At 50.6% G+C, this 12,604-nt stretch carries 5 protein-coding genes and 1 tRNA gene; 1 reads left to right on the forward strand and 5 read right to left on the reverse strand.

Going from position 1 to position 12,604, the window contains the following annotated elements; translation table 11 throughout:
• Window positions 1-479: 479 nt before the first annotated feature.
• The 5 genes from NATSA_RS08915 to NATSA_RS08935 all read right to left on the reverse strand — a co-directional run bounded on the left by NATSA_RS08915 (window position 480) and on the right by NATSA_RS08935 (window position 10,921).
• Complete coding sequence (locus NATSA_RS08915) at window positions 480-2,237, reverse strand: S49 family peptidase (RefSeq protein ID WP_210511816.1); 1,758 nt, start codon at window positions 2,235-2,237, stop codon at window positions 480-482.
• Window positions 2,238-2,801: 564 nt separating this feature from the next.
• A tRNA-Pro gene (locus NATSA_RS08920) sits at window positions 2,802-2,875 on the reverse strand.
• Window positions 2,876-3,011: 136 nt separating this feature from the next.
• Window positions 3,012-4,181 (reverse strand): prephenate dehydratase, encoded by a 1,170-nt coding sequence (gene pheA, locus NATSA_RS08925; protein ID WP_210511818.1) that lies wholly within the window; start codon window positions 4,179-4,181, stop codon window positions 3,012-3,014.
• Window positions 4,182-4,368: 187 nt separating this feature from the next.
• The gene (locus NATSA_RS08930; protein ID WP_210511820.1) at window positions 4,369-8,856 is read right to left on the reverse strand and encodes a translocation/assembly module TamB domain-containing protein; all 4,488 of its coding nucleotides are present in this window, start codon (window positions 8,854-8,856) and stop codon (window positions 4,369-4,371) included.
• Window positions 8,857-8,866: 10 nt separating this feature from the next.
• Window positions 8,867-10,921, reverse strand: coding sequence for a BamA/OMP85 family outer membrane protein (locus NATSA_RS08935; protein WP_210511821.1), 2,055 nt, complete (start codon window positions 10,919-10,921; stop codon window positions 8,867-8,869).
• A 235-nt stretch (window positions 10,922-11,156) separates the two neighbouring features.
• Between NATSA_RS08935 and NATSA_RS08940 the strand changes: the two genes are divergently transcribed.
• The gene (locus tag NATSA_RS08940; RefSeq protein WP_210511823.1) at window positions 11,157-12,521 is read left to right on the forward strand and encodes an NAD(P)/FAD-dependent oxidoreductase; all 1,365 of its coding nucleotides are present in this window, start codon (window positions 11,157-11,159) and stop codon (window positions 12,519-12,521) included.
• Window positions 12,522-12,604: the final 83 nt, after the last annotated feature.

The raw sequence follows: 12,604 nt of genomic DNA on the forward strand, positions 1-12,604 counted from the left end.
TTACTCCATATTTATCCCGTACCATCCCCGAATAGTGCACCCCAAAACATCTCTTCCAGATTCATTATTACTTCACCGTTACGGGAAAGCTTCTCAAACATGACACATGCTGTCTCCTGATCCTCAATCAGGTTTATCACCAATGCAACTTTCCCGTGAGGTGCAGATTCATTGGAGGGCCTCCTCACACACTCCGTTGAAATTCAGATAGGGGATGAGTTTCATCATGCTCAGTATTTTTGTGATGGATGTGATTCTAAATTAAGGTAAATACGGAAATCACCAATGGACAGGGTTTATTTACTGAAGCAACTTGCATTGAATGAAAACCGCGAACAACTCAGAACTCCGGTTGAGCCTCGGGTCCCTTCTTTATCTGAAGCTACTCAATCCCCCGAAATCCAAGATATCCAAATACCCGGATCCCGGGATGATCTCAACTTGCTGTTCTATGTTTTTTTACATCACAAAAAGGTTCCTTATCGCGGCATCTCATACAAATGATATGGCTCCAAAATACCGGCAACCCTGGCAACTTGAATAACAGGAACCAGTTGCTGATGAACACCTCGCCAGGTTTCAGCTATTAACAGTTTTTCACTGCGGTCCGGTCCTTCGCCGGTAATAAAATCCCAAAAGCCGGGAGGGGGAGGATAGTTCTTCAGTTCTATATCGGTATCAGGGTCGATCCCGGCTTCCTCCCGGACAAGATTAAGGGCAGTGTGATAACCTCCCAACGCATCAATTAACCCCAGATCCCGTGCATCCGAACCAGTCCAAATGCGGCCTTTGCCAACTTCATGAACTTCGTCAAAGCTCATGCCCCTGTCATCGGCCACTCTTTCCACAAATTGTTCGTAGTTGTAGTCCAGCCAATCACTTTGTCGCTCGCGCTGATGTTCGTTATAGGGTTCAGAAGCGGCAAAGTAATCGGAACTTGGTGAGGTGCTGACATGATCGGGATTAATACCGAAATCTTTCAGCAGTTCGCTGGTCACAAATTTTCCATGGACCACTCCGATTGATGCCGTGATTGTTGAAGGTTGCGCTACAATTTTATTGGCTCCCATAGCCAGATAGTATCCTCCGGAACCGGCAACGTTTCCCATGGTGGCAATGACCGGAATGCCCTGTTCTCTTGCCTGATGAATTTCCCGTCGTACGGCTTCTGATGCCCATGGAGCACCTCCGGGACTCTCAATCCGGAAAATAATTGCATCCACCTCATCTTCCACCGCAGAACGAAATGCTCGTGCCAGTGTTTCGGAACCCATTACCGGTTGCATCATTATCGGATCATACCGGCTTTCACCACCAACTATAGCACCTTCTCCCTGGATTAATGCTACTTTGGCTCCGTTATCCCAATAACTGCCGGCCTCGCCATAGTAGTTTTCAAGGTATAAGAACTCGGCATCATCACCAAGTTCGTCCCGCATCAATGCAAAAATCTCATCCCTGTAGATCAGGCTGTCCACAAGTCCGTGGTCAAGAGTAAGGTGACCGTACCATGGGCCCTCATCAACCACCTTCCGGGCCTGATCCGTGTCAATCTTCCGTCCCTCAGCTATAGCTTCAGTTAGATGTGCATATTGCGAATTTATTATTGCTTCGTTCGCTTCCCGGAAAGGCTCCGTAAATTCCGATTCTGTAAGCATATCTTTGGCACTTTTGTACTCATAACGGTGATCATAATCCACCTCAATGCCATGTTTCCTGAAAAAATCACCAAGAAAAAACTGCTCACTTCGCAATCCCACCAGATTGACATCTCCTCCCGGCTGCATGAATATTCGGTCAAATGCCGTTGCAAGATAGTAGGAGTAAGTAGCATTTTCCACTTGACCGAAAGTTTCAGAGTAAAGATAAGCCGGCTTGCCTGATTCGCGGAAAGATGTCACCGCTTCCCTGATTTCCTCAGCTTGTCCGATATTCATGGTATTTCCGCTAACCCGTACCAGGAGACCGGAAACCCGGTCATCATGTTTTGCCTGTTCCAAACCATCCACAATGGTTTTGATGTCGATTCCCTCTCCGGTTAATGCCCGGCCTACCGGGTCACCCGGTACAGTTTCCATAACGGACTGATCCAGATTCAGTTCGACAATGGTGTTAGAGGGAACATCTTCAGAAAGCGCCTGGAACAACCAGACTAATAAACTGATGAAAATTACAGCAATGACGGCCATCCCAATCCAGGCCATAATTCGGTATATCAGTGTTGGTTTAGATCTCATAATTACATCCGGTTAGAAGTTTTTAGAGTTACCTTCTGAATTCATTATAACTTTTACCGAATTTCAGGGAAAGAGGTTTCAGGATCCGACTAACACTTTGTATCAGGTTCAATTACGTTCGAGAATTGCAAAAAGGCTAGAGTTTAGAATCCTTCACAATGTTAGCATTAAATATTTCCGGAGTCACCTGATGGCAGATACGGATTGAATACCAGCTCTCATATCCACTTCTTCTTCATTACGCAGATTGTGAGCAAATAACTCATTCAGTAAGTTATCCGGACAAAGGGGATTGGCAGAATGATTGCCACCAAAGGTGAGTTGTTTCGTGAGCAATAAGGCAGTAAAGTTCTCTCACTGTTTCGTAATCATCCGCAACAGAAACGAACCTGTCACTGGTATAATTCTACTAGAAGATGCAATTAAGATCGGTGGCGTGTACAGATTGACATCCCAATGCAATACTTACTTACATTGGATGCCGCACACAATCTCAGATGTAAATGACCAGACCACTATTAGAAAAAAAAGGCCTCCACATTTATCATATGAAGACCTTTTTCGTCGGGGCGACAGGATTTGAACCTGCGACCCCTTGCACCCCATGCAAGTGCGCTACCGGACTGCGCCACGCCCCGAACTTTAATCGCCGGTGAATAACACCGGCTCAGATAACCACTTCTTCTGCAACCAAATCTAAAGGTTGTTTTCTGAAGAATTATAAAGATAATAATTTGTGCACTGCTACACAATTCCCGGCATCGCCGGGCACTGCTATTCTTCAACCTGACTGGGATAACAGCCAAGGATTTTGAAATGCGCAGCCTTGTTTTCTATTTCCTTCAGGGCTTTTTTCATACCGGACTCCTCCTTGTTACCCTCGAGATCTACATAAAACAGATACTGCCAGGGTTTGCCGATACGCGGACGTGACTCAAGCTTGGTCATGTTGATTCCGTACCGGTCCAGTACTTTCAGACACTGAAGCAGTGCTCCTTTTTCATGCACCGTGGCAAGCAACAGGGACGTTTTGGTCGGAATCTGCGGATCGCACACCACCGGATCCCGCGAAACAATCACAAAACGGGTATAATTACCAGGCTGGTTGGCCAGGTCCTTTGCAATGATATCCAGGTCATACAGCTCGGCTGCGTAAGTACTTGCTATGGCTGCCTGGGTCGGATCACCGTCTTCCATGACCTTTTGAGCCGCCATTGCCGTATCGGTGTACGGTTCAATACGGCAGTGTGTCATTTCAGCCAGAAAACGGCTGCACTGGGATATGGCCTGGGGATGGGAAAGAATTCGACGGACCGATGAAAGCGGCGCCGGCTCACAAGTCATCAGGCAGTGGTTCACCCTGAGGATCTCTTCTCCGATTATGTGAAGTTCTTTCTCTGCCAGGAGGTCATACGTGTCGTTGATAGAACCTGCCGTGGTATTTTCAATCGGCAGAATTGCAACATCGGTCTCGCCCTCTTCCACGGCAATCGCAGCCTGCTCAAACGTCTTGAAACCCACGCAGCGGACATCGTCATACCGCTCCGAGAAGTGCCGCATTGCTGCCTGGTGACTGTAAGCTCCGCGGGTTCCCTGATAGGACACCGAAATGGTGCGTACATCCAGCTTGTTGTTCTGGTGATCAAGCAGGGAATGGCTTTGGAACCGGACCGACTGATAAATGATCTCCCGGAATAGCTGCTCGGTGAAGTAAGGGTCAATACCCTCCTCAAGCGCCATTTCACGCACTTTCTTCAGCAAAGCATCCTCACGATGTACATCGCGGATGGTGTCATCGTCTTCAATCTTGTTGGCAAACACCTCCCGGACCACACTGTGCCGCTCGGCCAAAGTCCGGATCAGCTGCTTGTCCAGCTGGTCAATTTGTTTGCGATAATCGGAGATATTCTCCTTTTCTTCCGGGTATTTTTTCTTTTCTGACATTCCTACCTGAATTCTGCCACTTTCATGATCTGATATCAACCTTACTGTGTAACCGCCTGCTTCTTTTTCTGCATCCCTGTCTGATATTTTGCAGACACTGTTTGAAACAGCTATGAAAAATACGGAATTATGCCGTCCCAATCATTTCCATTTGATTATGAAAAATGTAACGGAAACCGCACTTTTCTCAATAGTCATAGCGCCACATCATATCCACGCCGCTGCGGTAATCATCCCCGGCCGTAATCACCAGCTCCAGATTTCTGGTGATCAGGTATTCAATGAGCACCTGCCGGCCGGCATCTGTCCCTCCAAGCTCCTGCAAAAATGCAATAAATATGCGATCGGATATAAATTTCCCCGCCTTGATTGTGGTCCCGCCACCGCCACGCCGGCTATTCTCTATTTCTATAACATCGATTCCGAGCCGATCCGCAGCAAGGGTCTCAATGCGATCCAGCAAGACATCGACGGCAATATTTGTCGCCAGGCTGCCATCCGACCGGCCCGATACCGTCTGTTCCCATCCAGCCAGGGCATGAAACGGCCTGCCGAACAGCGTATAACTGATGATATCCTGAAGCTCCATTTCAGGCTCGCTTTCGTATTCGAACTCCGGGTCAGACAGCGTCCCGGTGATTACATAATAAATGTTGATTTCCTCATACTGCTGTCGCGGCTGATAAAGAGTGCGGATATCAAGCGCCGGATTGGCCGGATCCCCGCTGAATGTGACATCCCCGCGTTCCAGTCGAAACCGTTTGTTGAAAGTGGTTACATGGCCCGAACTGATCCCCATGTCCCCAAAAAGCTGAACCTCGTCAAACGGTGCTTTGACAAGATCCACTTCACCACGCAATGCAAGATTCAGTTCCGGATCCCGGCGCGTCCGGACAAAGGCATTGCGATCTACACTAAAGTTGACCTCCATGGCCAGTCGTTCAAAAAAATCCGGTCCCTCGGGAATATCACGATCTTCTTCATCGAGTATTACCTCCTCGATCTCCCGCTCGCCGAAATCATCCAGGTAAAGGGTTCCGCGCTCCCAGCGCACATCACCGGCAAGACGGGGCTCTTGAAGGGATCCGTCAAGGCGCAGATCGAGTCCTGTAAATATCTCAATATCCCGCGTATTGAATACGCGGAAATTTGTGGCGTTGAAACGCAGATCCAGATCCTGCGGGACCAATCCGTCCATGTCAATATGCCCACGGCCATTGAACGAACCGCTGCTCTGAACAGCCAGACGTTCCAGATTAATCCGGCCCTGCTCAAACAGGGCATCAAGCCGGATTCGTCGAAAGGTAACTTCATTCGGAACCACACGGATCTGTCCCGCAGAAAGATTCAGGCTGCCATCCATTTCAGGTGCGTCAAAAACGCCGGCAATTCTGATGTCCGCATCAAGCCGGCCCTCAAGATTCCGCAGTTGATCCCGCTCCAGAAAATCGTTGAATGCCGCCAGATTAAATTCACTGGTGTAAATGGATATATCGAGCGGGTCATCGCTTTTTGGACCGTCAAATTCGAGAGTTCTGAAGTCCAGGTGAAGGGGGACGCGGCCGCTGATATCGGCGGCTTTTTGTCCGAGAGAGTGTACCCGGGATATCAGTTCGAGGTTCTGATGGGCGTGATCATAATCCCAGGACAAAAGCAAGGTGTCCACAGCCACACCGGACAGCGCTCCTTCACTGAGTTGCAGTTCGCCATACATTTCGGGGCTTCCTGCTGATCCGGACAGTGTGGTCTGCAGTGAGAAATCGCCTCTCATGCCATCAAGGCCAAGACCAGAGAGCATTTCCTCAAACTGCATCAAATCGAGAGGATCGACCCGCAGGTATCCGCTGATTTCTTCCTCAAAAAATGCATCGCCAAGCTGATCGGGATCGCGGGGTTCGAATGGCAGGTTAAATTCAGACCGCATCAGATTCTGCCCCGCGTGCCATACCGATGCATCCGTAGCCAGTCGCTGATTGGCAATGTTCAGGGCAAATCTCATTGAATCAAGTTCGATGTGATCCCGCTTGAATGAGGTCACATCGGCATAGGCATCGGCTTCAAGCTGATCTTCGCCGAAAAGAAACTCAATGCGCCCGGTGAACAGGGCTTCAAACAGCGGATCGTTAAGGAAGACATACTGAATCTGTCCGAGATCCACACTGTCGGCGGCAAAAAAGCCACTCCAGGGCTCATCAGGCTTCTTGTCGAGTGCCATAGATAGTTCAGATTCCCGATCAGACACCAGGCTGATAGTCTCAACCTGAACCCGTTCATCGGCGAACACCACATTGAAAGGCTGTTGAAGCCGGTAAATTCCTGCAGGATCAACAAACTGCATTTCGCGCGTATGTATCAAGACCGAATCTGCCACCAGGTAATCCGCCCGTTTGCTGAATCCGCTTTCATTTTCAACATTGAATTCGAAATTATAGGATCCTGAAACGGCCTGTTCGCCGACATTACCCTCAGTGACAACCGAAATATCGCGTATCGACCGATCGCCAATGGAAGGAGAACGAATCACAAGATCGGCATTGTAGGAAGTTTCTCTGGCAATATCTGCTTTGGCATCACCCTCCATGCGCTCCACCCGGATGGTATCATATTGCAGGCTGTGCAGATCCAGCTTCGACGAAAGCTCCAGATTGCCAAGCGTATCGGCTTGAATATTGCCGCTCATGTTACCCATAGCCTGCAGACTGTCAACTCCTGCGAGCCCGGCAAATCCCCGAAGATCAAGGAGTTCAAGGTCAAAATCGAGCCGGTTTTCCACATCTCTGAAATTAAAGAGATTTTGCCGCATTGTCAGTTCTGCTACGGCAGGGGCACTTTTTAAAAACGCATGGTTGACATATGCAATGCCATTTTCAAGCAGCATATCGACCTTTATGGAATCAATGGACTGCCGGTTAATTTCGGATTCACGAAGCAGAACATCGGCATTGAGCACCATGGTTTCGGGATCGAAACCTTCTCCATTCGCAGAAACCACCCCGTTCAGATGCGTCGGCAGCATTTCGAGCCCCGGAAAAGCGCTGGCATCGAGATTCCGGAAACCGGCTTCCGCTGAATATTGCGGGATATCGCGCTGCCACAGCAAGTTGGCAGACAGGTCGATTTCTGCACCGGCCGTTTTTGTGAGCGCAATCACATCGAGGGTGTCGGCTGTTACCTCCGCAGTGATTTCGGTCGTCAGTTCGGGCATGTCAAGCAATTCCAGCTGGCTGATGGTCAACCCGGCCATCCATGGCTCCTCTCCCGGCTGCAATCCGTTTCCGGACGCCCACCCCTCCAGCGAGATCACGCCGGCAAGCCGGTCCATTCCCGACCAGTGAGCCGGATCGAGTGCCTCTCCCCGCCACGAGACCTTCCAGGAAATCTCCTCATCCCACCACCGGTTTGCCTGAAGATTCGCTGCAAACGACTCCCCGCTTTTATACAAGGCCAGATCCGTCTCCAATACTCCTTCACCCGCATTAAATCCCATTTCCAGCCCGCTCAAACCATGACCGTCAAAGGCAATATCCTGCACATTCAGATTTCCGGTAACACTCACACGATCCCACTCAGGGACCGGAACAGATCCTTCAAGATGCAACGACATCCCGCCAATGGCGGCATCCAGCGTATCATCCCCCGTCAGCGTCGCAGCATCAACCCGTCCCGAACTCATCGAAACTCCCGTAAGGACAGGTTCCTGCAAAACCGACCATCTGGTATCAATCTGCAGGTCCTCAAGTCCGGGCGCATGAATCGTAATCCCGGCCTGCAGATCCTGCCGGGAACCACCGAGACGGACCCGTATATCCAGATCCTGCCGGATCGGATATGCATCGAAGTAGGACTCCGCCTCCTGCCATGAAAGCGGATCCAACAGCGTTTCCAGATCCACAGATGAGGTGATGGTGTCGTAGGTTCCGGATGTCTCCAGCAATGTGTAGGCACTGGTGACAAGCAGGCGGTCGAGCGTGATACGCCGGCCGTCCCAGGATGCTTTCGAACGAAGCTTTACCGGCTCCTCCATGCGCGATTCATGCAGTGACAAGTCCAGTTTTCCGATATCGACAAAAAAACCGCGTTCATCCCGGCCGAGGCTGGACACAAGCTGCAGATCGCGGATGCTCACCGGCTCGTCCGGCAGAACCGCGCGAGCATCGATTGCAATTTCAGATGCCGTGAGGCGGACATCACTCAAAATAAATTCAAACGCATCATCATCAGGTTCATCCGGTGCAGCTTCATCAGCTTCGGGCAAAAGGGCAAGGATATTCCAGTTGCCATACTCATCCTGCCGCAGATCGGCCTGAACCCCGTGAATATGCACTTTTCTGACTTCCAGCGGCCGGCGGAATATCACATCCGCCAATGACCACGAAATATGAATCGAATCAATGGCCGCAACGCCGGACTCAGGGCCTCCTTCTCCGGGCTCGTGAAGCGAAACCTGCAGGATATTCAGATGCGACCAGAGGTCGCCTTCCAGCCGGCCGATCCGCAGTTCGGCATCGAGCGTTTCAGAAGCTCTTTCCTCGATCTCGTTTCGCAGATAATCCAGCAGCAGGTCCGACCGCAGCGCAAGTCGCAACCCGCCCAGCAGGATCAAAACCACCAAAAGCGTGATCCATGGCCATTTACGGCGTTTTTTCGCACTATGAGTTTCCTTTGATTCCGTCATGAGTATGTTATTAAAACGCCTGTCCGATACTGAAATGTATCCCCCACCGGTCAAAAGACCGGCCAAAATCTTCACCGTTGTATATATTGAGATCCTCGTCGGTCGGATTCAGCTTTCTTGCCAGGTCAATACGGATCGGTCCGATCGGAGAGTTGTACCTGAAACCACCGCCCAAACCGAACTGAAGATCACCGGCATTAATATCTTCAGAATCCTCCCAGACCGCACCGCCGTCCAGGAAGACCGCCATTCCGAACCGCCGTATGATCATTCCCAAATCCTGTCTGAGCTCCAGGTTAATATTGTACATCGCCTTTCCGCCGGCAGGAACATATTCTTTGAAATTGCCTTCGTCATCCAGAACTGCCCGTTTGGGGCCAAGTTCCCTCCGCTGCCAGCCCCGAACCGAGCTGGTGCCGCCGGTATAAAACCGGACATTCGATGGCAGGTCATCCACACTGGCATTGGTGATCAGTCCGCCTTCATTCCGGATGGCGAACTGGGTACCTTCGCCGATATCGAGATATCGTCTTATATCCAGCTTGTAGCGGTTATAGCGCAAGGAGCCCGTACCCAGAAAACCTGAAAACTCGGCATGCGGACGAACCACCCAGCCCTGGTACCGTTCAATCTCAAGCTGGTTGTGGTAGCCGGAAAGCTTGAGAGCAGATATGTTATAACGCTGTTCGTCTTCCGGCAGATCAACATCCGGATTGTAAATCTGTTCCCGGTTGCGTGTAAACTCGTAGGAAACGGTTCCGGCTGTTTCTCTGCTGACTTGATATATAAAGCTGTTATTGAGACCTCCCCTGAGCAGCAGATAACCTCGTTCGTCAAGTCTTTGACCGAAAGGGGAAATATTGATCCTGCTTTTCGGATTGAACACATACGGAATGAAGTAGTCCATGCTTACTCGCTGTTCAAGAAAAGAAGCCCGGGTGGTCACGCTGAAGTTGTGGGCGTTGCCAAGCGGGTTGCGATGCTGCCAGGAAACACCGATCCTGGCAATCTCCTCAATGCCGATGCCTCCCTGAACTCTGAGGCTTCGCAGTGCGTGCTCTCTGACCCTGACATTGATGTCAACTATGGAGTCCCGGGATTGAGCCGGCATGTTCACGGTCGCAAAACGGAAAAGCGGATGTCCGAATATCTCCTGCTGAGCGTTTCTCAGTTTTCGGGAGCTGTACTGCTCGCCGGTCTTGAGACCGGATTGACGCCGTACAAGATCGGCGGATACGGTTTCATTGCCATCGATGTTAACGTCACCGAAATAGGATATCGGACCCGGGGTGATAGTGACAAGCACATCGGCATGCAGGCCGGTGGTATCTACATTGGCTGTGACAAACGTATTGGCATGGGCAAATCCCATGTTTCTCAGCACCGACTGGAAATGCCCTTCGACATCACTGTGTTGGATCAGCTGATACCGTCGTCCCTCCTGCATGTCATTGCGTTTCATCGCGCGTTCAAAAACCCGGTGATTCTGCAAATATTCCACCGTTTCGGCATCAGCGTCGATTTCGTACCGCACTGTGTCGATGATTGTCGGTTTACCTTCATCAATTTCAAAAATCACGGTTCGTGACCAGTCCCTCCGGCCCTGTTCCACTCGGGAGTCAACATCTACCTTAGGAAACCCCCGCCGCTGATAGTACCGCTGGATGCGGATCACATCGCGGCGCAGCTCGGTTTCATCGAAATCAAAACCGGATCGGTTCCAGAACCTGAGTTTCCGGAAAAATGATGGAGCTTCGAGGCCGATAATTCTCCTGATTGTCATTCCGGAGTACGTTTCATTCCCCTCGAAATCAATGTTCCACACACGCCCGGGCTGGTCACCGTTGGCCTGCATCGACACGGGAAACCTGCCTCCTGAAAACCGGGCAACGCTTTGTTTTTCAGATGCATCCTGATCGGACTGGTACAAATGATACCTGTTTCCGCTAGCCAGGTCGTCCCAACCGGCGGAATATGAGGGACAGGCATCAACAAAACCCAACAATAAGAACAGCAGCACGCTCAGATAACGCATCAAGCCTTCATTTCTGACGATTACGTTCAATTTACAAGAAATGCAATTCCGGTAAATAATAACAGAAAATAATCTAACTGTTTAGCACAAGAAATAGTATAACAAAATCGGGCTCTACATGAATGCTGCAGCCCGTGGTTTTGTTTTGAGGGCATAATATGCGACCTGCGAATTGTCACCGATTTTCATCCCCGACTGATAGCAACTCCGATTTCCGTCACCTACCTGTCATCTTCTCCAGGTAAACCCTCCAGATATACCCACCATGCATACCCAGGATAAAGAAAAAAGAAAAAGAATTATCGTCGTTGGCGCCGGTTTCGGCGGTCTCAAAGCGGTCCAAAAGCTTAAAAAAAAGCAGGTTGACATCACCCTGATCGACAAGACCAACCACCATTTGTTTCAGCCGCTTCTTTACCAGGTTGCCACGGCAGCTCTGGCTCCCGGTGATATTGCCATTCCGGCACGCACCATATTCAAAAATGACCGAAATGTGAACGTACTGATGGGCGAGGTAACCCGGGTTGACAAAGAGCGCAAAGTTGTCCGGATGGACAAAGACCAGGAGCTTTCTTTCGACTACCTCGTACTGGCCCCGGGCGCCCGGCATTCCTATTTCGGAAATGATCACTGGGAAGAAAAGGCGCCCGGACTCAAAACGCTTTCTGATGCCCTTGATATTCGTGAAAATATTCTGCTCTCCTTCGAGAAGGCCGAGCGGGAACACAACGAACAGAGGAGAAAAAAATACGAAACCTTTGTTGTGGTTGGCGGCGGTCCGACCGGAGTAGAGGTTGCCGGCGCAATTGCCGAAATTGCCTCCAGGGCTGTAAGGGAAGATTACCGGAATGCCGATCCCGGCCTGCTGGAAATTCATCTCGTCGAGGGACAGTCACGGATTCTCGGCATGTATGACGAAACACTTGGCGAACGCGCAGTCCGTGACCTTGAGCGCATGGGAGTCACCGTCTGGCTTAACAGCATGGTTACCGGAATTGATGATGATGGTGTGGCTGTCAGGGTAGCCGGTGAAGATAAACTCCGTAACATTGCAACCGACAATGTCATCTGGGCGGCCGGAAATGCGGCATCACCACTGCTGCGTACCCTTGATGTTCCGCTTGAGAAGGACGGACGCCTGCATGTGGATCAGGATTTGTCGGTACCCGGCCACCCGTCCGTTTTTGTGATCGGTGATGCTGCCATGCATATTGACAGCGAAGGGCGCGAGACTCCGGGCATTGCTCCGGGTGCTATACAGCAGGGAGAGCATGCCGCCCGCAACATCATATCGGATCTGAAAGGCGGTTCTCGTGAACCCTTCTCTTACTTTGACAAAGGGAGCATGGCAACCATCGGACGGGCAAAGGCTGTTGCCGAAATCGGCGGACAAAAATTCAGCGGCTTTTTCGCGTGGATACTCTGGTCGCTGGTGCATGTGTTCTTTCTGATCGGCTTCCGGAACCGTTTCCGTGTAATGGGCGAATGGGTCTGGTATTACATCACTTTCCGGGGCGGCTCACAGCTGATCACACGAAAGAAAATAGGTGAGTCGGAACTTCGCGGCAGCAGCAAGGCACAAAGCAGCAGCAGAGAGGAAAAACAAGCCGAAGAACTGCATCTCAACTGATAACAGTGTTCCTGCGGCATATTCCGGAGTACTGCATGTTTCGGAGTGCGGCACGACCCTGTGTACTGCACATTCCGGAGTGA

Origin of the sequence: Natronogracilivirga saccharolytica, from assembly GCF_017921895.1 — a bacterium.
Classification (GTDB): Bacteria; Bacteroidota; Rhodothermia; order Balneolales; family Natronogracilivirgulaceae; genus Natronogracilivirga; species Natronogracilivirga saccharolytica.

Excerpts from the sequence above, each read along its gene's own strand:
- NATSA_RS08940 (WP_210511823.1), top strand. The coding sequence starts at position 11,157 with ATGCATACCCAGGATAAAGAAAAAAGAAAAAGAATTATCGTCGTTGGC.
- NATSA_RS08915 (WP_210511816.1), bottom strand. The coding sequence starts at position 2,237 with ATGAGATCTAAACCAACACTGATATACCGAATTATGGCCTGGATTGGG.
- pheA (WP_210511818.1), bottom strand. The coding sequence starts at position 4,181 with ATGTCAGAAAAGAAAAAATACCCGGAAGAAAAGGAGAATATCTCCGAT.
- NATSA_RS08930 (WP_210511820.1), bottom strand. The coding sequence starts at position 8,856 with ATGACGGAATCAAAGGAAACTCATAGTGCGAAAAAACGCCGTAAATGG.